Here is a 22566-nt window from a genome sequence, read left to right as displayed (position 1 = left end):
CACCGGGTCGTTCAGGCGGCGGTGACCTTCTCCGGGACGGGGATCTGCGGCACGCGCAGGCCGAGCAGCATCGCGAGCTCGACGATGTCGTGGGCGCCCGCGCGGCCAGCGGCATCGATCATGATGTGGGCGCAGGCGAGGGCGTCGGCCGTGGCATCGTGGTGGGCGAAGTCGAGGAACCCCGCCGCGGCCGCCACGAGCGGCAGCCGGTAGGAGGCGAGTTCGTAGGTCTTGCGCGAGACCTGCAGGCTGCACGCGTAGCGATACGGCGGGCACTCGGAATCGGTGACCTCGCAGGCCCGCCGCAGCACGGTCATGTCGAATCCGGCGTTGTGCGCGACCAGGACGTCGTCGCCGATGAAAGCCGTCAGCCGGGAGAGCTGGGTGGTCCAGTCCGCGGCATCCATGACATCGGCGGCGCGAATCCCGTGGATGCCGATGTTCAGCTCGAAGAACCGGTCATGCCCCGGCGGGGGCTTGATGAGCCAGCCGTCGGTCGCCACGACGCGGCCCTCGCGTACGCGCGTCAGCCCGACCGCGCACGCCGACGCGCTGGAGGAGTTCGCCGTCTCGAAGTCGATCGCGGTGAAGTCCAGGGGCACGTTCTCAGCTTCCGCCGCGGGTGCCCGGGAACGGCGTAGGCGCGCCGGGGCGTCCCAAACGCAGGGCGAATCGGCGGTCAGGGGCCGCTCCGGGCGCATTCGGGTCGATCGGCCCTGCATTTGGCACGGCGTCCGCCACAGCCGTGGCCGGCAACGACCCGGCCGGTGTGACGGCGGCGCCGATCGGGGCGGGGCGATCCCGCCACGTAGACTGATCTCCCGTGGCTCTTACCATCGGAATCGTCGGCCTGCCCAACGTCGGCAAGTCGACCCTGTTCAACGCCCTGACCAAGAACCAGGTGCTCGCGGCGAACTACCCGTTCGCGACGATCGAGCCCAACATCGGCGTCGTGAACCTGCCCGACCCGAGGCTGAACCGGCTCGCCGAGATCTTCGGCTCGGAGCGCATCCTGCCCGCCGCCGTGTCGTTCGTCGACATCGCCGGCATCGTGCGGGGGGCGAGCGAGGGCGAGGGGCTGGGCAACAAGTTCCTCGCGAACATCCGCGAGGCCGACGCGATCGCCCAGGTCGTGCGGGGATTCGCCGACGGCGACGTCGTGCACGTCGACGGCGAGGTGAATCCCCGCAACGACATGGAGACCATCAACGCCGAACTGCAGCTGGCCGACCTCGAGACCCTCGAGAAGGCGATCACGCGGTACGAGAAGGAAGTGCGCGGCAAGAAGCTCGACCCGAGCGTGCTGTCGACGGCGATCGAGGCCCGCGAGGCGCTGCAGCGCGGCGAGCTGCTGTCGGCATCCGGACTCGACCTCGCCCCGATCAAGGAGCTGGGACTGCTCACCGCGAAGCCGTTCATCTTCGTGTTCAACGTCGACGAAGCCGTGTTGACGGATGCCGGTCGCAAGGCCGCTCTGGAGGCATTGGTGGCGCCGGCCAAGGCCGTGTTCCTCGACGCGAAGATCGAGTCGGAGCTCATCGACCTCGACCCCGAGGATGCCGCGGAGCTGCTCGCCTCGACCGGCCAGGACGAGTCCGGCCTCGACCAGCTCGCCCGCATCGGGTTCGACACGCTCGGCCTGCAGACGTACCTCACGGCGGGGCCGAAGGAGGCGCGCGCCTGGACGATCGGCAAGGGCTGGAAGGCGCCGCAGGCGGCGGGAGTCATCCACACCGACTTCGAGAAGGGCTTCATCAAGGCCGAGGTGATCTCGTTCGAGGATCTCGTGGCGGCCGGGTCGGTCGCCGCCGCGCGCGCCGCGGGCAAGGCCCGCCTCGAGGGCAAGGACTACGTCATGCAGGACGGCGACGTCGTGGAGTTCCGTTTCAACGTGTGATGTGAACCGGCCCCCGGTCGTTGACCGCGTGAGGCGCGACGACGCCTCAGCCGTGCCCGAACTGCACAATCATGCGGATGGGGTGGTGGAGACTGCCGGTCACAGTGAAGTCCATTGACGCGGAGAACGCACGCTGCGAAGGCTCCTCGTCGGTGATGAACACCTTCTGTCGGACATCGTCGAACGGGGCGAGCATTCGCTGGACCAACCGCGGAGGTCGCCGACGTCGCCGATGTGAAGTACGAACCGTGGTCCGCTCGGCGGCGAGGAAGAGTAGCTGAGCGGAGACAGTCGCAAACGGTGCAGCATTCGGATCAACGCACAGTGGTGGATTTGCTTCGTGTGGAATGAGTCGCGACGGCCCCGTCGTTACCAGTGAGACTTCTGGTACTCGACCATGTCGTCGCCGTGGAGTTGTTTCGTTGCGTTCCCGATACGCACCCAGAAGTCGATCGGCGATGATCCTCCCTCATGCGGACGTGCGAAAACCGGCCGACCGGCTGCCGCGACGGAGACGATGCAGACATCGTCCTGGCCGAGTCGTTCGAAGCCGATCTTCATGATGCCGGCGGTTGGGATCGACAGAGTGCTGTCGAGCAATTGGCGCAAGAAGAGCTCGTAGCCGTCGCGATTGCCCTTCGCACCCAGAGTGCGCAGGTCGTCGGCCAGTCCGAGCACCCTCGCGTCGTCGTCGACGCCGATCAAGAGGGAACCGCCCTCGGCGTTGAGGAAGCCGCACACGGTCTTGGTGATGACGTGCTCCATCTTCTTGTCGGCCTGCGCGGCGCGGACGTTCCAGCGGGCCGTCGACTTGTACTCGACGGTTTGAGATTCCCCGACGGCGAGGAGGTCATCAAGCACCGACGTGCCGGAGAGCTGCATTGCCGCATCGGAGAGCCGCCCGAAACCGTCGCGAACGACCTTCGCAATCAGGCCTCTTCGGCGCTCCAGAAAAGTCGTGTAGTCGAGTTGAGCCCATCCGACGGGCAGTGCATGCCAGTACTCTTGGCGCTTCAGCCGCTGGGGATCCATCGTGGCGGTGAGGGTAGGCCAGTACTGGATCGGATCGTCAGCGCTGATAGCGGCATTGTCCGGCCAATCCAGGAAGGCCAGGTTTCCGATGGCGTTGACGACTCGATTGTTGGTGATCCCGCCCGCCGCGAGGAATGCCTTGGGGAAGAGGTGATGCCGCTCGATGGTTCGTGGCGCGGTCATCGAGGGATCCAGGAGTTCTCGGACGCGAAGATCGCTGAAGAGCAGTTCGGCGTCGAGCAGGTTGAGCGATGCCCAGTAGGCGAAGAGGGCGGGCGACCGGGCGGAGGACGTGTCGAGTCGGTTCGGCAGCGAGATTTCCCAATAGTCCCTGGTGAAGTTCGAACGAACAATCCGATCGAGCTCCTCGCAGAAGGCTGCGCCGTCTCCCGGAGCGAGAGCGGAAATCCTTCCGAGGTCAGCCTCGATCGCGCTCTCCGGCGACGATGTGTAGCGCCCCGTCGTATGCGCCATGAAGAACCAGCGCGCGATCACTCCGCGCAGCCGCTTGCGGTCGATCCCGAAGTCTCTCTTGCCGATCAGCCATAGGACATAGGTGTAGATCAGCGCCGTTTCCGAGGTCACCATCCGCCGGCCGCGGAACCCAGCGTGCATGAGGCATTTGAGATACTCATGCCAGTTCGTCAGATCGACGACCTCGTCCTGCGCGCGGCGAAGCGCCTCGAACTGCTCCCCTCGACGCTGCGCCGATACATGACCCGTTTCAAAGTCCTTGCCGCGAAGGATGTTGTAGACGTGCTGGAGACGGCCTCGCCTGAATGCCAGGCCGACGCTGGCGCGGAGGAGCTGGTCGGGGCTCGGGTCGATGAACGAGTTCCTCGGAGTTGGCCCGGTCATCGTTGCGTCGACGGCCGCCCGGCAGAACGCTTCGAGCTGTCGGCGGCCTTGTTCCCAGTGGACCGACATCAGCGTGAGGATGAAATCGGCCTGATTGAGTTTGACGCCCTCGGAGTTGATGCGAACGAAGATCTCAGCGACCTGCTCCTCGTCGGCCCCGGCATTGAGCTCGACGACCTGGAAGCGGAAGTTCTGCAGGTCGTAGACCCGATCGATCCGGTCTTCGAGATCGTCCTCTTCTTCGACGCTCAGTTCAATACCGCGGGCCTCGGTGAGCCTCGCGAAGAACTTTCGTGTCGTGGACCTGTATCCATCAGCCCAAAGCGACGTGATGTCGGGGAGAAACTCGGGATCTTTTTCGATCGCTGCATCGGTGACCTCGAAAGTACCGTCGGACGGGCGGAAAGCGATCCGAATCCGCTTCTTCTCGAACGATTTGGTGAGTACGGTCTGGCCGGTCAGCACGGCGTACAGAGAGGTGAGGCGCTGCTGCCCGTCAACGATGAGAAGCTTCGCCACCTTGTCGTGCGCGCCGCCGCCGACCTGCCGCGTTCCGACCTCTGCCCCCGTCTCCCAGAACATCAGCGTCCCGACTGGATAGCCGCGATAGAGCGAATCGAAGAGGTCGCGCGTCTTGGTCGCTGACCATACGAACGGACGCTGGATATCCGGGAGGGCGATATTGCCGTGGCCGATGTCTTGGACCAGATGGGTGAGTGTGTACCCGGTGTCACGGTAGAGCGTTGCGGCCATCTGAACACCATATCCGTTGGGCCAGCGACCGCCTCGGATGTCTGACATACGTACTACAATGGGTTCATGTCGGCCGTGACGAAGCGCGATCTCAACCAACGGACCTCGGATGTGCTCGCGCAGGCCGCGGAGATCGGTGAGGTGATCGTGACCGAGAGGGGTGAGCCGCGTTGGCGGGTGAGCGCCTATCGCGGCCAGGATGGCGCGCTCGCCCGCGCCGAGCGGCAGGGGCGCTACACCGCTCCCTCCTCCACGCCCGTGCCGTGGCCCGAGGTCGTCGGCGGGCCCCGCTACGAGTCCGCGGGCGTCGATGCGTTGCTCGAAGAGGTGAAGGGCGACCACTGACACATGGGCGTCGTCTATCTCGATTCGTCGGTGGCGCTGCGGACGATCCTTGATGTTCCAGAACGAGTGCGGTTGCAGAGGTGGATGGATGCGCCGGGCACCGACTTCGTCTCGTCGCGGCGGCTGCGCACCGAGGTGATTCGCGTGCTGCGACGCGATGCGAGGCCACTGTCAGAAGCGGAGCCACTGCTGAGCCGCGTCGGGTTGTTCGATGTCTCTCGTGAGATACATACGGTCGCCGAGTCGATCGAGCGGCACATCAAGACTCTTGACGCCGTGCATCTTGCCACCGCTCTGCTGATCGGAGAACCGGTCATGGTCGCGACTCGCGACGCGAGCATGAAGGATGTGGCGCAACGCCTCGGACTGGGCACGATCGACCCCGTGGGCCAGGCGGTGGATGCCGGCGATGAATCCTGACCGCGTCGTGCTCACCGGCCCGCTGACCTGCGCCGCGAGTTCGATGTCGGAGGCTCGTGACACGCTGCGGGCATGAACATCTCGATCGTCGCCGAAGCAGAGTCAATCATCCGCAACCTGGTTGGGGAGCTGACTGCTCCACGGCCACGGGAGTGCCTGCCGTGTTACCTGGATCGCGTTCTGTGTGACGCCAGGTGCGACCATACGTTGCGCCTCACGGGCCTGTATCGGGATGCCGTCGCGCCGAAGGCGACGGCGCTCGAAGAGCGGATGCAGAGTCGCGGCGGCTTCTGCGATTGCGAAGTGCTCATGAACGTGTACGAATCGAAATCCGACCACGTCTACCCGTGTCTGGGCGTCCGGCGAGGCTCGACGCAGCCGTGTGGCCTGTGGCATCGGTGGGGCTGACGGACAGGCTGGCGCGTGGCCGCCGGATTCGTTATCGGTTTGTGATGTTTCGGGCTGTGTGAGGGGTCTTTTCGGGGGTTGGAATGTCGGTGGCCCTTCCTATCGTGGGATGTATGGAAGTCAGGTTCAGGAGCACGTCGGCGGAGGTTGATCCGCTGGCCGAGTTGTGGGCTGACCCGGTGTTTGCGCGGGCGTATGTCGCGGCAGAGAATGCGTGGGCTGCCGAGCATCTGGATGCCGTGTGGGCTGACGACGTCGACCCCGACTCACCCGACGCTGCGGCACTGTACGAGACGATGGGTGATGAGCAGGACATCCTCGACGTCCACGCGATCGTCCATCGGGCACGGGCGGCGGTGGTGGCGCAGGATGCCCTGTTCCATTCGATCCTGACCCGTGCGGCAGTGGAGCCGGAACGATGGGTGGGGCCGGATCCGACACTGGATCCGTTGTGGCAGCCGCGGCGGGAGGGTGAGACGGTCACCACGGTGCGTGCTCGCCGGCGGAACCTTGCGGTGCGGTCTGCGGCGGCGGACATCGCCGTGCGGGTGAGCCTGACCGATCATCAGGTCCGTGACCGGGCGCACCGTGCCGCGGTGCTCTCCTGCCGCTGCCCCCGTGTGTGGGGGTTGTGTGTGGCGGGTGAGGTGTCGGAGCAGAACATCCGCATCACGGTCGACCTGGCCGCGTCCCTCCCCGACGATGACACCGCCTCCTGGGCGGCCTTCGATGATGCGGTGTCCGGGTTCGCGGCGACGGCCGCGCCCGGGAGGTTCCGGACCCGTGCCCGTGCCGCGCGGGAGCGCGCGTACCGGGAGCCGTTGCAGGAGCGTCACGCCCGGGCGGCGGATGGTCGTTGTGTGTGGGTGGATCCGCTGCTGGATGGGATGGCGCAGCTCAGCGTGATCGGCCCCGCCGCGGATATCCACGCGATCGACGCGCACATCGACGACCTCGCCACCCACCTCGCGACCGTCGATGGGGAGACCCGCACGAAAGCGCAGTTGCGCGCCGACGCTCTGTTCGGCTTGTTCTCCCAGGGCGCGCACGCCGTGGCGAAAGATCCCGACAGCCCGTCATCCGGGATCGTGCCGACTGTCCGCGTCACCATCCCGGTGCTCACCCTGATGGGGCACTCTGACGAGCCGGCGACCCTCGACGGGTTTGGGCCGATTGATCTGGACACCGCGAAGACCCTCGCCGCGACCGCGGACACCTGGATTCGGGTGCTGACCCACCCGGTGACCGGGACGGTGATGGACGTGGACCGGAAAGCGTACAAGGTGCCGGAGGACTTGAAGCGGTTGATCCGGATCCAGTACCCGACCTGCGCGTTCCCCGGCTGCCAGAGACCCTCTGACACCTGCGACCTCGACCATAGGATCCGCTGGGCCGACGGCGGCACCACCTCACGCGACAACCTCACCCCGGAATGCCCCGCGCATCATCCGATCAAGGATGAGACCCGGTGGGGGCTCCACCGCGACGACACCGGCCGCATGTACTGGGTCACCCCCACCGGATACAGATCCGACATCGACCCACCACCCTTCTAGCTCTCGCCTCTTCGCCATCGCGGCGGGCTGCTCAGGCGGCGGGTAGTGATAGCAGCGGCACGACGACTGTCTCGACGATCTCTTCGCGGGATGACTACGGCGACGCGCCGGCGGGCGGCTACGCCCGATAGTCCACGACCTCGCCGACCTCGGTGCGGCCGACGGGGACGACGGTCGACAGCGCGTCGCGAAGACCGATGTCGGCGAGCACGATGCGACCGGCGAGCTCGGGTCCGCGCGCACGGGTCAATCCGGCCTTCACGCCGCCGAACGTGACCGTGACGGATGCCGGCAGCACGAGTCCGTCGACACTCGTGCCATCGTCGGGATGCAGTCCGCTCGGCAGATCAACGGCGACCACCCGCAAGCGTCCTGCCACGACCTCGAGCACGAGCCGGGTCACGACATCGCGAACCGCGCCGCGCAGCGCCGGAGCACCGCGCGTTCCGGTCCCCAGGAGTCCGTCGATCACGAAGTCGTAGGTCGCAGCGATGGCCTGTCCCGGATCGACGACGCGGGCACCTGCGGCGACGGCGGCGGCCAACCCCGCCTCATGATGCGTCGACGCCGCGAGCAGCACGTCCACGCCATCGGCGCGCACCGGCATCGATCCATCGAGCAGGTGCGCAGCCGCGAACAGCGCGTCGCCGCCGTTGTCACCGCCGCCGGCGAGCACGAGCACTCGCCGGTCCGACGCGTCGGCGAGCAGACCGGCCGTGACCCGGGCGAGTACCAGCGCCGCCCGTGCCATGAGCGGGACGCCCGCCTCGATGAGGGGTCGTTCCGCCTCGCGCACCTGCGCCGCCACATACGCAGTGACCGTCTCGGGCATCGTCAACCGTGGGACAGGCGTTGCGCGACCACCCGCGCCGTCGCGGCCGGGTCGGGTCGGTGCATGACGGATTCCGGAACGATCACGAGCTCCGCGCCGTGGATCAGCGGCGCGAGCCGATCGGATGCCGCGACCAGCACGGGGAACGTCTGCTCGCCGCGCAGCACGGTCACCGGGGCGTCGACGGAGAGCATCGCGAGCGTCGGCGTCGAGACCTGCCTCGTGAGTCGAGTGTCGTACACGGTGGACTGCGCCAGCGGCGCGAGCTCGGCCAGCTGGCCGGCGGCGCGGAGACCCTCGACCATCTCGCGCGGCAGGCCGACGCCCTCGATCTGGAAGGTGGCGACGGCATCCTCCGCGCGGCCCTCGTCGACGAGCCGCTGCAGGCGCCCGGCGAGGTCGCTCGCGTCACCGTCGTCGAAGAGGAACGGCGGCTCGGAGAGGAAGAGTGCTCGCACCGGCACGCCCAGCGCTGCCGCGAACAACGCAAGCACGGCACCAGACGAGTGCCCCAGCACGGCGACCCCGGCGGGGCGATCGCCGACGGCGCCGATCACCGCCGCGAGATCCTCGGCTTCGCGTTCGGGTGCCGAGCCGGCGGCGTCGCCACTCGCTCCGCGGGCACGGCGATCGTAACTGACGGCCCGGAACCCGGCGTCGGCCAGCGCGGTCGCCAGGGGTGCCGCATCGGCGGCGGTGGACAGTGCGCCGCTGACGATGACGACGACCTCGCCGTCGCCGGTCTGCTCGTAGCCGATCGCGGTGCCGTCTGCGGAGGTCACGATGGTCATGAGATAAGCCAACCACGTCGCGACCGAACGCGAGGCGTTTCGTCTCGCGCCTGCGGTGCTCGCTCGACGACCGGGGTGGCTCGGCGCCCCGCCTAACATGGGAGCATGACCGCCCCCGAAGACGTGCGCGCCCGCGCGCGCCGCACGCTGATCACGGAGGAGTCGGTCTACGGACTCATCCTCGTCTCGGGCATGATCGTCGTCAGCAACAGCCTCGTCGGGACGTCGCTGAACGCGCTGATCAGCGTGTTCGTCACGGTCGTCGTCTTCTTCGCCGCCCACGTCTATGCGGGCACGATCGCGCGCCTCGCCATCGGCGGGACGCAGGCGCGGCTGCGACCGAGCATCGCGGCGGCGATCCGGCATTCCCAGGGGATGCTGCTGGCCTCCGTCATCCCGCTGGTCGTGCTGCTGCTGGGCGTCAGCCATCTCATCGACGACGACGTCGCGATCTGGGCGGCCCTCCTCGTCGACACCCTGCTGCTCGGCGTGCTCGGCTGGCTCGCGGTCGCGCACTGGACGTCGAAGTTCTGGGTCCGCCTCACGAGCGCCCTCACGACAGCCGCCTTCGGCGCGATCATCGTCCTGCTGAAAGCCCTCATCCACCACTGAGAAACCACATTCTGCGTGAGAAACCACTGCAGAGGTGGTTTCTCGCGCGCAAAATGGTTTCTCGCCGACACGAGGCGCGCGGGCGCGGGGGCGCGGGGGCGGGGGAGAGGGCGGCACGTAGGATGGGGGACCATGACCCTGACGCAGCGCCAGACGTTCGAACCCGACAGCCGTGCCATCGACTTCGTCGACGAGGGCAGCGGGCCGGCGGTCGTGCTCCTGCCCGCCGCGGGCCTCGACTTCGCCTACCTCGGCACGCTCGCCAGCATCCTCGTCGAAGAGGACTTCCGCGTCGTGCGCATCGGGTCGCGCACGCCGGGAGAGGCCGTCACGATGCACGACCTCGCCCAGGATGTCGTCGACGTGCTCGACGCCCTCGGCATCGAGCAGGCCTGGATCGGCGGCCACGCCTTCGGCGGTGCCGTCGCGCGCACGGTCGCGATCGACCACCACGACCACGTCGCCGGTGTGCTGCTGCTCGGCGTCGAAGCCGGAGCCCCGGCCACCGACGAGCGCGAGCGGGCGCTGCGGGCGGTGTTCGGTGCCGATTTCTCGCCGGATGCCGGTGTGGAGGCTCTGCAGGCCGCCGCGCTGACCGCGACCGCCACCGAGGAGTGGGCGGCCGTCGCCCCCGACACGCCGACGCTCGTGATCCAGGGGACGGCGGATGCCGTCACGCCCGCCGCGAACGGCCTCGCGCTGCAGCAGTCCCAGCCCGCCCTCGTCAGCGTCAAAGAGGTCGCCGGCGCCGGACACCTGTTCGCGCTGACCCACCCCGGCGAGACGTCGTGGTTCATCGAGGACTATCTCGACTGGGACTGAGCTCGAGACTCGAAGAGGGTCGTCGAGGCCCGGCACGAGGATGCGGCGGTAGGATCGCGATATGGCGACCTCGAACCTCCCCACCCCCGTGCTGCAGCCCCTCGTGGACGACAAGAACCTGCTCGCCGTCGTCGAGGACGGCGCATCGTGCTGCGGCGGAGGATGCTGCAGCACCGACTGACCTTCAGTGGAACGCGGCCCCGTCGCCGAGGTCATCGGCGGGCTTGTGCACGAGGAACGCCCCGACCACCAGCGGCACCCCGACGATCGCGGCCAGCAGGAACGCGACCTGCGATCCGGCCGCTTCTCCGGCGATGGCGCTCGCGCCGCCCGCCTGGGCGTTCGCCGACACCGCCGACATCACCGCGACCATCAGCGCGATGCCCGCCGCGCCCACGACCTGCTGCACCGTGCCGAGCACCGCGGAGCCGTGGGAGTAGAACTTCGGCTCGAGCGAGGCCAGTGACGCCGTGAACAGCGGCGTGAACGACAGGGTGAGCCCCAGCGAGAGCAGCGTGTGCGCGGGCACGATGATCCACAGCGGGGTGTCGAGCGTGAAGGTCGTGAACACCCACAGCATGCTCGCCGTGAGGATCGCGCCGGGCGCGAGCAGCACGCGCGTGCCCCGCGTGTCGTACACGCGGCCGATGATCGGCCCGGCCAGGCCCATGAGCAGGGCGCCGGGCAGCACCGCGAGCCCGCTCTGGAAGGCGGTGAGCTCGAGAGCCCGTTGCAAGAAGAGCGGCAGCACGGTGAGCGTGCCGAAGAACACGAACGACAGCAGCGCCACCTGGCCGATCGCGAAGGAGAAGTTGCGGCTGCGGAACACCCGCAGATCCAGCAGGGCGTCGTCGATCTTCTGCAGCCTCAGCTGACGCAGCACGAACAGCAGCAGGGCGACGACGCCGACCGCCAGCGAGACGACGAGCGCGGTCGTCGAGATCGCCTGGGCCGCGGCATCCGCGGCGCTCTGGCCGTGCAGGGTGGTGCCGCCCAACTGGGTGAACCCGTAGACGAGCCCGCCGAAGCCGAAGGCCGACAGGATCACCGACAGCACGTCGATCGGCGCGTGCGTCGTCTCGCCGAGGTTCTTGATCCAGCGTGCCCCCATGGCGAGGGAGATGAGCGCGATCGGCAGCACGATCGCGAAGATCCACCGCCAGCTGAGGGTGTCGAGGAGAAACCCCGCCAGCGACGGCCCGATCGCGGGGGCGAGCGAGATCACGATCGACACGCGCCCCATCATCCGGCCCCGGGCGTGCGGGGGGACGACGTCCATGAGGGTCGTCATCAGCAGCGGCATCATGATGGCCGTGCCCGACGCCTGCACGACGCGGGCGACGAGCAGCACCCCGAACCCGGGGGCGACCATCGCCAGCAGCGTGCCGAGCGAGAACAGGCTCATCGCCGCGATGAACACCTGGCGGGTCGTGATCCGCTGCAGGAGGAACCCGGTGATCGGGATCACGACCGCCATCGTCAGCATGAACGCCGTCGTCAGCCACTGCGCCGCGATCGCGGTGATGTGCAGATCGTCGATGAGGTGGGGGATCGCGACGCCCATCGTGGTCTCGTTGAGAATCGCCACGAATGCCGCCGCCAGCAGCAGCCAGACCACGCGCGCCTCGTCGGGGGGAAGGAGCGGCCCGGAGGTGGTCGGGGTGGTCGCGGTCGCAGACATGTATCTCCTCGGTGTGCAGCCGATCGGCCGCCGTCGCATCGTCCGCGCCGGGGCGCGCCGAAAGCGCCACCGAAACGTCGGACTCCAACGATAACGGGCCGGACGGATGCCGCATTCCCGGCGGATCGCGATCGGTGTCCCCGGCCGTGGCTAGAGTGACACGCGTGAGCATGGGCATGGGCATGGGCATCGGCGGGCGCGGCGGCGCGTTCCGCGGCGTCGACGAGGCCGCTCAGCGCACGCTCAACGCGCAGGCACCGCAGATCCCGAATCTCGACGCGCGCGTCGTGGCCCTGTTCCGGCCGTACCTCGGGCGGATCGTGGTCACCGGCATCCTCGTGGTGGCCGGCGCGGCCATCGGCGTGATCCCGCCGCTGATCGTGCAGCGCATCTTCGACGACGCGCTGTTCCCGCAGGACGGCTCCGGCCCCGAGCTGGCCCTGCTCGTGCGTCTCGTGGTGGCGATGGTCGGGCTGTTCCTGCTGTCGGCGGGGCTCGGCGTGGCGCAGACGTGGTTCACCTCGACGGTCGGCAACCGGGTGACCGGCGACCTGCGGGTGCAGCTGTTCGACCACCTGCAGGCGATGGAGCTCGGCTTCTTCACGCGCACGAAGACCGGCGTCATCCAGTCCCGGCTGCAAAACGACGTCGGCGGCGTGTCCGGGGTGCTCACCAACACGGTCACCAGCATCCTCGGCAATGCCGTGACCGTCGCCTCGGCGCTCGTCGCGATGATCCTCATCGACGGGCGGCTGACGGTGATCGCCGTGTTCCTCATGCCGATCCTGATCTTCGTGCAGCGTCGGGTGGGTCAGGTGCGTGCGCGCATCGCGGGGCAGACGCAGGAGTCGCTGTCGGAGCTGACGAGCATCACGCAGGAGACGCTGTCGGTGTCCGGCATCCTGCTCTCCAAGGCGTTCAACCGGCAGCGCACCGAGTCGGAGCGCTATCGCCAGGAGAACGTCAACCAGGTGCGGCTGCAGGTGCAGCGCGCGATGAGCGGGCAGGGCTTTCTCGCCGTCGTGCAGGTGCTGATGGCATCCGTCCCCGCCGTCATCTACCTCGTGTCGGGGTATCTCATCGCCGGCGGCACGGGCGCCATCACGGCGGGCACCGTCGTGGCGTTCACGACCGTGCAGGCGCGGCTGCTGCAGCCGCTGATGGGGCTCATGCGCGTCGCCCTCGACCTGCAGACCTCGCGCGCCCTGTTCGCCCGCATCTTCGAGTACCTCGATCTGCAGCCCGCCATCCGCGACGCCCCGGATGCCGTCGCCGCGGCGCCCGGCCCGGCGGGGCGCATCGAGTTCCGCGAGGTCGTGTTCCGGTATCCGGATGCCGCCCCCGGCGCCCGCCCGACCCTGGGCGGCGTCTCCTTCGTCGCCGAGCCCGGGCAGCACGTCGCGTTCGTCGGGCCGTCGGGCGCGGGCAAGACGACCGTGCTGTATCTGGCGCCCCGGCTGTACGAGGCCAGCGCCGGGCAGGTGTTGTTCAGCGGCGCCGACGTGCGCACGCTCACGCAGGAATCGATCATCGACGGCATCGGCATCGTCTCGCAGGAGACGTACCTGTTCCACGCCACGATCCGCGAGAACCTGCGCTACGCGAAGCCGGATGCGACGGATGCCGAGCTGCGCGCGGCGTGCGAGGCCGCCCACATCCACCGCACCATCGAGAGCTTCGAACACGGATACGACACCGTGGTGGGGGAGCGCGGCTACCGCCTGTCCGGCGGCGAGAAGCAGCGCATCGCGATCGCCCGCGTCCTGCTGAAGGACCCGCCGGTGCTGCTGCTCGACGAGGCCACGAGCGCGCTGGACACCGTGTCGGAGCGGGTCGTGCAGGAGGCGCTGGATGCCGCCGCCCGCGGACGGACGACCCTGTCGATCGCGCACCGTCTGTCGACCGTGATCGGTGCCGACGTCATCCACGTCATGGAGGCCGGCCGCATCGTCGAGTCGGGCACGCACGCCGAACTGCTCGCGCGCGGCGGGCTCTACGCGTTGCTGGCGGCCGAGCAGCTCACGGCCCCGTAGTCGGCTACCACAGCGTCGCGGCGGTGCGCAGGTCTTCCGTGGCGGGGTCGAGGGCGACCGACTCGGCGTCGGCGCGGGCGGCGAGCTCGCGCACGAGCGCTCCGACGGCGCGGCGGTAGCCGTCGTCGCTGTGATGCTGGGCGATGCGCACGAGCGGGGGCACGTCCATCTCGAGGATCAGCCGCACGCGCGCGCGGGCCGCCGCGCGCTGGTTCGCGCCGTCCAGCACGGCGATGCCCCCGCGCAGCGCGTCGAGATAGTCGGCGAGCACCGCCGGGGTGTCCTTGCGCTGCGTGATCGACGAGCCGTCGGCGCGCTCGCGCCACTGCACGACGACATCGGGGATGACATCGATCGCGCGCGCGGCCGCGTACAGCCGCTGCGCGACGATCTGGTCCTCGTAGAACCGTCCCTCCGGGAAGCGCAGCCCGAGCCGCCGCCACAGCTCGACCCGGCTGACCTTCGACCAGGCGACGATGTTGCCCGAGACCTCGGGGTGCGCGTCGAGGCTCGTGCCGAGCCGCTCGGGATCGGTCGCCGCACGCACCCACGGCTGCACGTCGCCGGCGGCGTATCCGCCCGCCCCGTCCGGGCGCAGGCGCACGTAGGCGCCGACGACGACGTCGCTGCCGGTGCGCGTGAGGGTGCCGGTCAGGCGTTCCAGGGCGCGGGGAGTCAGGACGTCGTCGGCGTCGAGGAAGGCGACGAAGGGCGTGTCGACGAGATCGAGCGCGGCATTGCGGGCCGCCGCAAGGCCCCGCGAGGTGGGGCGGCGGATGAGGGTGAACCGTTCGTCGGCGGTCGCCGCGGCGAACAGCGCCCCGGTCTCGTCGATCGAGCCGTCGTCGACGAGGATCGCGCGCCAGTGGGCCATCGTCTGCCCTCGCAGCGACTCCAGCGCCTCGTCCGCGAACGCGGCGACGTCCCGGCCGGGGACGATGACGGTGACGAGGGGAGTGCTCACGTGCCCGATCGTACCGCCGCGACGGATGCCGCGACCGCGTCGGCGACGGCGTCCAGCTCGCCGCCACGGCCGAGGTCGTGGCCGAAGGTGAACCGCACCGCCGTCTGCGCCACCTCGGGATCGATGCCCAGCGCCAGCAGCACGTGCGACGGTTCGTCGCTGCCGGCGGCGCACGCCGATCCGCTGGAGGAGACGAACCCGCGCCGCTCCAGTTCGAGCAGCACCGCCTCGCCGCTCGTGCCCGCGAACGTGAAGCTCGCCGTGCCCGGCAGGCGCCGGACGGGGTGGCCGGTGAGCCGCGCCGTCGGAACCGCGCTCAGCACCCGGCCGATGAACGCGTCGCGCAGTGCGCTCACGCGCGCGGCGGCCTCGGCGCGCTCCGCCTCGGCGAGCTCGAGCGCGGTCGCGAGGGCGATCGCACCCGCGACGTTCTCGGTGCCGCTGCGGCGGTCCCGTTCCTGGCCGCCGCCGTGCAGGAGCGGTTCCAGCGGGAGCCGCCCGCGCACCGCGAGCACGCCGGTGCCCTGCGGGGCGCCGATCTTGTGCCCCGCGACCGACAGCGCGTCGGCACCGGTGCCCGAAAGCGGCAGCCAGCCCGCGGCCTGGACTGCGTCGAGATGCAGGGGGATGCCGGCATCCGCCGTGACCGCGGCGATGGCGGCGACATCCTGCACCGTGCCGATCTCGTTGTTCGCGTAGCCGAGGGTGACGAGCGCCGTATCGGGGCGGAGCGCAGCGGCGACCGCGGCCGGGTCGACGAGGCCCGCCCCGTCGACCGGCACGCGGGTGATGGCGAAGCCGTGCACGCGCTCCAGATAATCGCACGACGCGAGCACCGCCTCGTGCTCGATCGGCGTCGTGACGACGTGGACGGGCGCGCCGCTGTGCAAATTCCTCAGGTGCAGGGCGGCGCCGATCGCGAGCCCCTTGATCGCCAGGTTGTCGGCCTCGGTGCCGCCCGAGGTGAAGACGATGTCGCCGGGACGCATCCCGCACACCCGCGCGACGCGGCGCCGGGCATCGTCGAGGGCCGCCGCGGCGGCCTCGCCGACGGTGTGATGGCTCGACGGGTTGCCGAACCGCTCGGTCAGGTACGGCAGCATCGCCTCGAGCACCTCGGGGCGCACCGGCGTCGTCGCGGCGTGGTCGAGGTACCGCACGCTACGGCTCGATGCGCAGGTCGAGCCCGAGGTCGAGCGCACGCGCGGAGTGGGTGAGCGCGCCGACCGAGATGACGTCGACGCCGGTCGCGGCGATCGCCCGGACGGTGTCGAGGCTCACGCCGCCGGAGGCCTCGACCGTCGCGCGCCCAGCGATCTGGGCGACGCCGGTGCGCAGGTCGTCGAGTGAGAAGTTGTCCAGCATGATCGTGCCGATGCCGCGCGAGCCCGTCCCCGCCGCCAGCACCGGCTCGATCTGGTCGAGGCGGTCGACCTCGACCTCGACGTGGGTCGTGTGCGGCAGCCGCGCGAGGGCCGTGCGCAGGGCGACGGTCACGGACGAGCCGTCAGCCGTGAGCACCCCGAGGTGGTTGTCCTTGGCCATGACGGCGTCCGACAGCGAGAAGCGGTGGTTGTGCCCGCCGCCGCTGACCACGGCATGCCGCTCGAACGCGCGCAGCCCGGGCGTCGTCTTGCGGGTGTCGGCGATGCGGGCTCCCGTGCCGGCGACTTCGGCGACGTAGCGGCGCGTCAGGGTGGCGATGCCGCTCATCCGCTGCACGAAGTTCAGGCCGATGCGCTCGGCGGTGAGCACGCCGCGCGCGGGTCCCGCGACGGTGGCCAGGACGTCGCCGGACGCGAAGGCGGCCCCGTCGGCGACGTGCAGCGTGACGCGGGTGGCGGCATCCGTCAGCCGGAACGCCGCCTCGAAGACCGCGCCGCCGCTGAACACGCCGGGCTCGCGCGCGACGAGGTCGGCGGTCGCCGTCGCGCCCTGTGGGATGAGGTATTCGCTCGTGAGGTCGCCCCACGGGGCGTCTTCGGCCAGCGCGGCGCCGACGACGCGGTCGATCTGGGCGCGGGTCAGCATGCCGCCTCCTGGAGCTTGCGGGCGTCGTCGCGCCGGAAGTGCGCGCCGACCGATGCGGTGCGTGCCAGAGCGGCGGCGACGAGCTCGGAGCCCACCAGCAGCAGGTTCTCGTCCTCGAACTCGGCCTCGGTCACGGGTGTGCGGTGCCGTGCGCGCCAGGCGGCGAGGACGGATGCCGCGTGCTCCAGCCCCGCCGCATCGCGCACGAGCCCCGCATCCTCCCACAGCAGCTCCTGCAGCGCGGCGCGCGAGAACGCCGGCGCGCTGAGAAACCACTTCTCGTCCGAGAAACCACTTCTGCCGTGGTTTCTCACGCGGGATGTGGTTTCTCGCGCCGGCCAGGCGCCGCTTGCGACGTCTGCGGCGGCGGTGTCGCCGGCGCGGGCGCCGAACACCGCGCCCTCCAGCAGCGAGTTCGAGGCCAGGCGGTTGGCGCCGTGCACGCCGGTGCGGGCGGTCTCGCCGACGGCGTACAGGCCCGGCACGGTCGTCCGGCCGTACAGGTCGGTGTCGATCCCGCCCATGAGGTAGTGCGCGGCGGGCGTCACCGGGATCGGCTCCCGCGTCCACTCGAGCCCGCGTGCCCGCACGGCCGCGTCGATCGTGGGGAAGCGGTCGGCGAGGAAGGATGCCGTCTGCGTGCGCGTCGGCCGCAGCGCGGTCGCATCCAGCAGCACCGGTCGCCCGCCCTGCTCCTCCATGACCTGCGCGATCGCGCGCGCCACGACATCGCGCGGCGCCAGTTCGGCGTCGGGGTGCACTTCGAGCATGAACCGGCGGCCCTGCTCGTCGCGCAGCACCGCGCCCTCGCCGCGGACCGCTTCCGACACGAGGAACGCGTCACCGGCGGCCAGGACCGTCGGGTGGAACTGGAAGAACTCCAGATCGCTCACGGCCGCGCCGGCCCGCAGCGCCGCCGCGATGCCGTCGCCGGTCGCCACGGGCGGATTCGTCGTGTGCGCGTACAGCTCGCCCGCACCGCCGGTCGCGAGCACGACGGCGTCGGCGGCGAGCCTCTCGCGGCGACCGAGGATGCCGGGCGCATCGCCGACGAGCAGCTCGACGCCGGTGGCCCGGCCGCCGTCCTGCACGAGGTCGACGAGGAACGCGTGCTCGATGACCGCGACCCGGCTCTCGCGCAGCCGCGCGACGAGCGCCCTCTCGATCGCGGTGCCGGTCGCGTCGCCGCCCGCGTGCAGGATGCGCGGGTACGAGTGCGCGGCCTCCAGCCCTTTGACGTACGCGCCGTCGGCGGCGCGGTCGAAGGCGACACCGAGTGCGACGAGCTCGCGGATGCGCTCCGGCCCCTCCGCGACGAGCACCTGCACGGCGGCCGGGTCGGACAGGCCCGCACCGGCGACGAGCGTGTCGTGCACGTGCGCGGCGGCGCTGTCGTCGTCGAACATCACGCCCGCGATGCCGCCCTGCGCGTAGCGGGTGTTGGCGTGCTCCAGGACATCCTTCGTGACGAGGGTCACCCGGCATCCGTGCGCGACGGCGTGCAGGGCGGTGACGAGCCCGGCGATGCCGGAGCCGACCACGACGACGTGGACCTCGGCGGTCACGGCCTGGCCGCCAGCATCCGCTCGAGGGCGACCCGCGCGGGCTCCGCGACGTCGGCGGGCACCGTGATGCGGTTCACGACGCGCCCGGCGACGAGCTCTTCGAGCACCCACGCGAGGTACCCCGGGTGGATGCGGTACATCGTCGAGCACGGGCACACGACGGGGTCGAGACAGAAGATCTCGTGCTGCGGGAACTGCGCGGCCAGGCGCTGCACGAGGTTGATCTCGGTGCCGATCGCGAAGGTGGTGGGCTCGGTGGCCGCGGCGATGGCCTTGCGGATGTAGTCGGTCGACCCGGACTCGTCGGCGGCGTCGACGACGGCCATGGGGCACTCCGGGTGGACGACGACGCGCACGCCGGGGTGCTCGGCGCGGGCGCGCTCGATCTGATCGACCGTGAAGCGGCGGTGGACCGAGCAGAAGCCGTGCCACAGGATCACCCGTGCGTCTTCCAGGTCGCCGATGGAAGATCCGCCGAGGGGCTTGCGCGGGTTCCACATCGGCATCTGCTCCAGCGGCACGCCCATCGCCTTCGCGGTGTTGCGGCCGAGGTGCTGATCGGGGAAGAACAGGACGCGGCGGCCCCGGGCGAACGCCCACTCCAGCACGGTGCGCGCGTTCGACGAGGTGCAGACGATGCCGCCGTGCCGCCCCACGAAGCCCTTGATCGCCGCGGAGGAGTTCATGTACGTCACCGGGATCACCGGCACGCGGCCCGTTTCGTCGACGGCGGCGAGATCGCCGTAGACGTCCTCCAGCTGCTCCCAGCACTCCTCGACCTCGTCGATCGAGGCCATGTCAGCCATCGAGCAGCCGGCCGCGAGGTTCGGCAGGATGACGGCCTGCTCGGGCCGGGACAGCAGGTCGGCGGTCTCGGCCATGAAGTGCACGCCGCAGAAGATGATCGCCTCGGCATCCGGGTGCTCGAGGGCGGCGTTCGCGAGCTGGAACGAGTCGCCCACGTCGTCGGCGTGGGCGACGACCTCCTCGCGCTGGTAGAAGTGGCCGAGCACGACGACGCGGTCGCCGAGAGTCGCCTTCGCCGCGCGGATGCGGTCCGCCAGTTCCGCCTCCGGCGCTTCGCGGTACTCGTCGGGCAGGGCGCCCTGCCGCGGCGCGCCGGTGGGGATGACGTCGCCCATCGACGACCCCGGGCCGTAGCCGGGGCGCGTGTCGAAGATCCAGGGACCGGCGGCGAGGTCGGTGTTGCACGTCTCGGCGGTGGATTCGCCGTGCACGATCGCCTGGATGCCGTGGTCGACGCTGGGATCGACGGGCTGCAGGGTGAGGGGTGTCGCGTTCATGTCGGGGCCTTCGTTCGCACGGTGTTCACACGGTCGCGGGAGAGAGGGAGGAGGTGGACGGCAGCGGCCCGCGCTCGGCGAGCTCGACGTCGTGGTTGTAGCGGTAGAGGCGCGCGGGGCGGTGGCTGCCGGTGCGGAAGCGCTCGGTGGGGATGAGCGTGCCCGAGCCCTCCACCTGGCGGCGGAAGTTGGCGGGGTCGAGGTCGCGCCCGAGAATCGCCTCGTACACCTCGCGCAGGTCGGCGAGGGTGAACAGCTCGGGCAGCATCCCGTGGGCGATGCGGCTGTAGCCGACCTTGTTGCGCAGGCGCCACAGGGCGTAGTCGACGATCTGGTTGTGGTCGAAGGCCAGTGCGGGCAGGGCGGTCGCGTCGAACCACGCGACGTTCTCCGATGTCGCGGCCAGCGACGCGTCCTCGCGCACGAGCGCCCAGTACACGATCGAGACGACGCGGCTGGGGGAGCGGGAGATGTCGCCGAACGCGTAGAGCTGCTCGAGGTAGCTCGGGTCGAGGCCGGTCGTCTCGCCGAGGGTGCGGGATGCCGCGGCCTCGAGCTGTTCGGCGGCATCCATCCAGCCACCGGGCAGTGCCCACTGCCCTTCGTGCGGGTCGCGGGTGCGCCGGACGAGCGGCAGCACGACGCTCGCCCGCTCGCGGTCGGGCTCGCGGCGCAGGCTGAAGATCACGGTCGACACCGCGACGCGGATGTCGTCGCGGGGGACGTCTGTTCGTGTCATCATGACCATAACCTCGGGATCGATCTTAGAGTCATGCGGACACAAAGGCAACCCGGCCGGCGGCCGCTATGCTGGAGCTGCAATTGAAGATCAGGCCGCATGACGTGTGCGGGAGAGCTCCGGGTTGCGCCCGGGCACCGAAGGAGCAAGCCTCCCCGCCAATCTCTCAGGTCCGCGTACCGCCCCCGTCCGGCCGCTCTGGAAAGTGATTTCGAGCGCAGCGAGAAATCAGGTTGAGCGAGGACGCGCAGCGTCCGAGTCGAAACCCTGGCGACCCGCATTTCGCGAGTCTCCATCTGCGCCGAACTCCGCCGACGGTGAAAGCCGGGCCACGCCCGGCGAAACTCTCAGGCCCATGACAGAGGGGGAGTTCCGGATGCCGGTCCCGGCATCCGTCCGCCCGATCCCCGATTGGTGGCAGAACTCGTGTCAGACCCTCGCAGGACCCCCCTGTATGAGCGCCACGCCGCGCTCGGCGCCTCGTTCACCGACTTCGGCGGCTGGGACATGCCCGTCCGGTACACCTCCGACCTCGCCGAGCACCACGCCGTGCGCCGGGCGGCCGGCCTGTTCGACATCTCGCACATGGCCGAGTTCGAGGTCTCCGGAGCGGATGCCGGCGCCTTCCTCGACTACGCACTCGCCGGACGCATCTCGACGATGAAGACCGGCAAGGCGAAGTACTCGCTGCTGCTGGCGGGCTCCGGCGGGGTCGTCGACGACGTCATCGTCTACCGGGTCGACGACGAGAAGTTCCTCGTCATCTCCAACGCCGGCAACCGGGCGCTCGTGGCGGCGGCTCTGGCCGAGCGGTTCACGACCGCGACCGCGGGCTTCACCGTCGGCGTCTCCGACGTCTCCGACGAGTACGCGCTCATCGCCGTGCAGGGTCCGCGCGCGCAGGAGATCGTCTCCGCGACACCCGGGATCGCGCTCGACGGCATCGCGGGCCTCGGCTACTACGCGTGGCTCGGCGGCTCGTTCGACGGCGCCGGCCTGTTCGTCGCCCGCACCGGGTACACCGGTGAGGACGGCTTCGAACTGCTCGTCCCCAACGCTTCGGCCGGCGCCCTGTGGGACGCGCTGCTGGCGGCGGGAGAGCCGTTCGGGCTCGTCCCGGCCGGGCTCGCTGCCCGCGATACGCTGCGGCTGGAGGCCGGCATGCCGCTGCACGGCCACGAGCTGTCGGTCGACATCCTGCCCGCGCAGGCGGGCCTCGGCCGCGTCGTGGCCGCGGACAAGGCCGACTTCGTCGGCAAGGATGCGCTCGCCGCGGCGCCCGACGATCTGCCGGTGCTCGTGGGCCTTACCGCCGAGGGGCGCCGCGCCGGCCGGGCCGGCTACGCCGTGCTGGATGCCGCGGGCACCCCGATCGGCGAGATCACCAGCGGCGCCCTGAGCCCCACCCTCGGGCATCCCATCGCCCTCGCGTTCGTGTCGCCGGCATCCGCCGCCGTCGGCACCGCACTGCTCATCGACGTGCGGGGCACCCGCATTCCCGCCACCGTGACCGCTCTGCCTTTCTACCGGAGGACCGCATGACCGACCTGAACACCCTCACCTACACCGAAGAGCACGAGTGGGTCGCGCTCGACGGCGATGTCGCCACCGTCGGCATCACCGACTACGCCGCCGACAAGCTCGGCGACGTCGTCTTCGTCGAACTGCCCGAGGTGGGCTCCGCCGTCACCGCCGGCACCGTGTGCGGCGAGATCGAGTCGACCAAATCGGTCGGCGAGCTCTACGCCCCGCTGACCGGTGAGGTCGTCGAGGTCAACGATGTCGTCGTCGAAGACCCGTCGCTGGTCAACAGCGACGCGTTCAGCGCGTGGCTCGTGAAGATCCGCGTCGACCCCGCCGCGGTCGCGGGCCTGCTCGACCGCGACGCGTACGTCGCCCTCACAGGCGGCGATCGGTGACGGC

Annotated in this window: 21 protein-coding genes and 1 riboswitch; of the genes, 10 read left to right on the top strand and 11 right to left on the bottom strand. The window is 70.0% G+C overall.

Annotation, left to right across the window (positions count from 1 at the left end; genetic code table 11):
* Positions 1-11: 11 nt before the first annotated feature.
* Positions 12-602, bottom strand: coding sequence for an exonuclease domain-containing protein (locus tag QM720_RS14525; protein ID WP_415127721.1), 591 nt, complete (start codon positions 600-602; stop codon positions 12-14).
* A 221-nt stretch (positions 603-823) separates the two neighbouring features.
* Between QM720_RS14525 and ychF the strand changes: the two genes are divergently transcribed.
* A complete protein-coding gene (gene ychF, locus QM720_RS14520; RefSeq protein ID WP_415127719.1) occupies positions 824-1897 on the top strand; it encodes a redox-regulated ATPase YchF in 1074 nt (357 codons plus the stop codon).
* 369 nt (positions 1898-2266) lie between these two features.
* On the opposite strand, the gene QM720_RS14515 is transcribed toward ychF, so the two are convergent.
* Positions 2267-4540 (bottom strand): DUF262 domain-containing protein, encoded by a 2274-nt coding sequence (locus tag QM720_RS14515; RefSeq protein WP_415127716.1) that lies wholly within the window; start codon positions 4538-4540, stop codon positions 2267-2269.
* Positions 4541-4606: 66 nt separating this feature from the next.
* Between QM720_RS14515 and QM720_RS14510 the strand changes: the two genes are divergently transcribed.
* From QM720_RS14510 to QM720_RS14495, 4 genes are all read left to right on the top strand, one after another.
* Positions 4607-4885 (top strand): type II toxin-antitoxin system Phd/YefM family antitoxin, encoded by a 279-nt coding sequence (locus QM720_RS14510; RefSeq protein WP_415127714.1) that lies wholly within the window; start codon positions 4607-4609, stop codon positions 4883-4885.
* A gap of 3 nt (positions 4886-4888) precedes the next feature.
* Positions 4889-5305: a PIN domain-containing protein gene (locus tag QM720_RS14505; protein ID WP_415127712.1), complete on the top strand. Its 417-nt coding sequence runs from the start codon at positions 4889-4891 to the stop codon at positions 5303-5305.
* A 72-nt stretch (positions 5306-5377) separates the two neighbouring features.
* Positions 5378-5713, top strand: a complete 336-nt coding sequence (locus QM720_RS14500; RefSeq protein ID WP_415127710.1) for a DUF2695 domain-containing protein — start codon at positions 5378-5380, stop codon at positions 5711-5713.
* 113 nt (positions 5714-5826) lie between these two features.
* The gene (locus tag QM720_RS14495) at positions 5827-7269 is read left to right on the top strand and encodes a DUF222 domain-containing protein (protein ID WP_415127708.1); all 1443 of its coding nucleotides are present in this window, start codon (positions 5827-5829) and stop codon (positions 7267-7269) included.
* Between the two features lie 118 nt (positions 7270-7387).
* On the opposite strand, the gene QM720_RS14490 is transcribed toward QM720_RS14495, so the two are convergent.
* Both QM720_RS14490 and QM720_RS14485 read right to left on the bottom strand, forming a co-directional pair.
* On the bottom strand, positions 7388-8101 hold the full coding sequence (locus QM720_RS14490; RefSeq protein ID WP_415127706.1) for an NAD(P)H-hydrate epimerase: 714 nt from the start codon (positions 8099-8101) through the stop codon (positions 7388-7390).
* 2 nt (positions 8102-8103) lie between these two features.
* On the bottom strand, positions 8104-8892 hold the full coding sequence (locus tag QM720_RS14485) for an alpha/beta fold hydrolase (RefSeq protein WP_415127704.1): 789 nt from the start codon (positions 8890-8892) through the stop codon (positions 8104-8106).
* A gap of 105 nt (positions 8893-8997) precedes the next feature.
* Here QM720_RS14485 and QM720_RS14480 point away from each other — a divergent pair, with 105 nt between their 5' ends.
* Together QM720_RS14480 and QM720_RS14475 are read left to right on the top strand one after the other, a co-directional pair.
* Complete coding sequence (locus tag QM720_RS14480; RefSeq protein WP_415127702.1) at positions 8998-9504, top strand: hypothetical protein; 507 nt, start codon at positions 8998-9000, stop codon at positions 9502-9504.
* 132 nt (positions 9505-9636) lie between these two features.
* Positions 9637-10326 carry an alpha/beta fold hydrolase gene (locus QM720_RS14475; protein WP_415127700.1) on the top strand — a complete coding sequence of 230 codons (690 nt, stop codon included), beginning with the start codon at positions 9637-9639 and terminating at the stop codon, positions 10324-10326.
* Between the two features lie 184 nt (positions 10327-10510).
* Here QM720_RS14475 and QM720_RS14470 read toward each other — a convergent pair whose 3' ends face one another.
* Entirely contained in the window at positions 10511-12007 is a 1497-nt protein-coding gene (locus QM720_RS14470; protein WP_415127698.1) for a DHA2 family efflux MFS transporter permease subunit, read from the bottom strand.
* A 170-nt stretch (positions 12008-12177) separates the two neighbouring features.
* On the opposite strand from QM720_RS14470, the gene QM720_RS14465 reads away from it, so the two are divergent.
* Positions 12178-14040, top strand: coding sequence for an ABC transporter ATP-binding protein (locus QM720_RS14465; protein WP_415127964.1), 1863 nt, complete (start codon positions 12178-12180; stop codon positions 14038-14040).
* 4 nt (positions 14041-14044) lie between these two features.
* Here the strand turns inward: QM720_RS14465 and QM720_RS14460 are convergent, their stop codons facing one another.
* The 6 genes from QM720_RS14460 to QM720_RS14435 are packed head-to-tail and all read right to left on the bottom strand — an operon-like array spanning position 14045 to position 20643.
* Positions 14045-15004: a glycosyltransferase family 2 protein gene (locus tag QM720_RS14460; RefSeq protein ID WP_415127696.1), complete on the bottom strand. Its 960-nt coding sequence runs from the start codon at positions 15002-15004 to the stop codon at positions 14045-14047.
* On the bottom strand, positions 15001-16164 hold the full coding sequence (locus tag QM720_RS14455; RefSeq protein WP_415127694.1) for a cysteine desulfurase family protein: 1164 nt from the start codon (positions 16162-16164) through the stop codon (positions 15001-15003). Before QM720_RS14455 ends, QM720_RS14460 begins: the two co-directional genes overlap by 4 nt.
* 1 nt (position 16165) lies before the next feature.
* Positions 16166-17035: a carboxylating nicotinate-nucleotide diphosphorylase gene (gene nadC, locus QM720_RS14450; RefSeq protein WP_415127692.1), complete on the bottom strand. Its 870-nt coding sequence runs from the start codon at positions 17033-17035 to the stop codon at positions 16166-16168.
* Positions 17029-18600 (bottom strand): L-aspartate oxidase, encoded by a 1572-nt coding sequence (gene nadB, locus QM720_RS14445; RefSeq protein WP_415127690.1) that lies wholly within the window; start codon positions 18598-18600, stop codon positions 17029-17031. Before nadB ends, nadC begins: the two co-directional genes overlap by 7 nt.
* Positions 18597-19904, bottom strand: coding sequence for a quinolinate synthase NadA (gene nadA, locus QM720_RS14440; RefSeq protein WP_415127688.1), 1308 nt, complete (start codon positions 19902-19904; stop codon positions 18597-18599). The genes nadB and nadA overlap by 4 nt, the downstream gene beginning before the upstream one ends.
* A gap of 25 nt (positions 19905-19929) precedes the next feature.
* Positions 19930-20643, bottom strand: coding sequence for an NUDIX hydrolase (locus QM720_RS14435; RefSeq protein WP_415127962.1), 714 nt, complete (start codon positions 20641-20643; stop codon positions 19930-19932).
* 99 nt (positions 20644-20742) lie between these two features.
* Positions 20743-20835, top strand: a riboswitch (glycine riboswitch).
* Positions 20836-21069: 234 nt separating this feature from the next.
* On the opposite strand from QM720_RS14435, the gene gcvT reads away from it, so the two are divergent.
* Together gcvT and gcvH are read left to right on the top strand one after the other, a co-directional pair.
* Positions 21070-22185 carry a glycine cleavage system aminomethyltransferase GcvT gene (gene gcvT, locus QM720_RS14430; protein WP_415127686.1) on the top strand — a complete coding sequence of 372 codons (1116 nt, stop codon included), beginning with the start codon at positions 21070-21072 and terminating at the stop codon, positions 22183-22185.
* Positions 22182-22562, top strand: a complete 381-nt coding sequence (gene gcvH / locus QM720_RS14425; protein WP_415127684.1) for a glycine cleavage system protein GcvH — start codon at positions 22182-22184, stop codon at positions 22560-22562. Before gcvT ends, gcvH begins: the two co-directional genes overlap by 4 nt.
* Positions 22563-22566: the final 4 nt, after the last annotated feature.

Origin of the sequence: Microbacterium sp., from assembly GCF_047602155.1 — a bacterium.
Lineage (GTDB): Bacteria > Actinomycetota > Actinomycetes > Actinomycetales > Microbacteriaceae > Microbacterium.
Note: the sequence above shows the minus strand (reverse complement) of the source record. Positions and strands in the feature narration are given on the sequence as shown.

What these genes read in the sequence shown, in the direction of transcription:
- QM720_RS14515 (WP_415127716.1), bottom strand. Translation starts at nt 4,540, where the DNA reads ATGGCCGCAACGCTCTACCGTGACACCGGGTACACACTCACCCATCTG.
- QM720_RS14510 (WP_415127714.1), top strand. Translation starts at nt 4,607, where the DNA reads ATGTCGGCCGTGACGAAGCGCGATCTCAACCAACGGACCTCGGATGTG.
- QM720_RS14505 (WP_415127712.1), top strand. Translation starts at nt 4,889, where the DNA reads ATGGGCGTCGTCTATCTCGATTCGTCGGTGGCGCTGCGGACGATCCTT.
- QM720_RS14500 (WP_415127710.1), top strand. Translation starts at nt 5,378, where the DNA reads ATGAACATCTCGATCGTCGCCGAAGCAGAGTCAATCATCCGCAACCTG.
- QM720_RS14495 (WP_415127708.1), top strand. Translation starts at nt 5,827, where the DNA reads ATGGAAGTCAGGTTCAGGAGCACGTCGGCGGAGGTTGATCCGCTGGCC.
- QM720_RS14490 (WP_415127706.1), bottom strand. Translation starts at nt 8,101, where the DNA reads ATGCCCGAGACGGTCACTGCGTATGTGGCGGCGCAGGTGCGCGAGGCG.
- QM720_RS14485 (WP_415127704.1), bottom strand. Translation starts at nt 8,892, where the DNA reads ATGACCATCGTGACCTCCGCAGACGGCACCGCGATCGGCTACGAGCAG.
- QM720_RS14480 (WP_415127702.1), top strand. Translation starts at nt 8,998, where the DNA reads ATGACCGCCCCCGAAGACGTGCGCGCCCGCGCGCGCCGCACGCTGATC.
- QM720_RS14475 (WP_415127700.1), top strand. Translation starts at nt 9,637, where the DNA reads ATGACCCTGACGCAGCGCCAGACGTTCGAACCCGACAGCCGTGCCATC.
- QM720_RS14470 (WP_415127698.1), bottom strand. Translation starts at nt 12,007, where the DNA reads ATGTCTGCGACCGCGACCACCCCGACCACCTCCGGGCCGCTCCTTCCC.
- QM720_RS14465 (WP_415127964.1), top strand. Translation starts at nt 12,178, where the DNA reads ATGGGCATGGGCATGGGCATCGGCGGGCGCGGCGGCGCGTTCCGCGGC.
- nadC (WP_415127692.1), bottom strand. Translation starts at nt 17,035, where the DNA reads ATGCTGACCCGCGCCCAGATCGACCGCGTCGTCGGCGCCGCGCTGGCC.
- nadA (WP_415127688.1), bottom strand. Translation starts at nt 19,904, where the DNA reads ATGAACGCGACACCCCTCACCCTGCAGCCCGTCGATCCCAGCGTCGAC.
- QM720_RS14435 (WP_415127962.1), bottom strand. Translation starts at nt 20,643, where the DNA reads ATGACACGAACAGACGTCCCCCGCGACGACATCCGCGTCGCGGTGTCG.
- gcvH (WP_415127684.1), top strand. Translation starts at nt 22,182, where the DNA reads ATGACCGACCTGAACACCCTCACCTACACCGAAGAGCACGAGTGGGTC.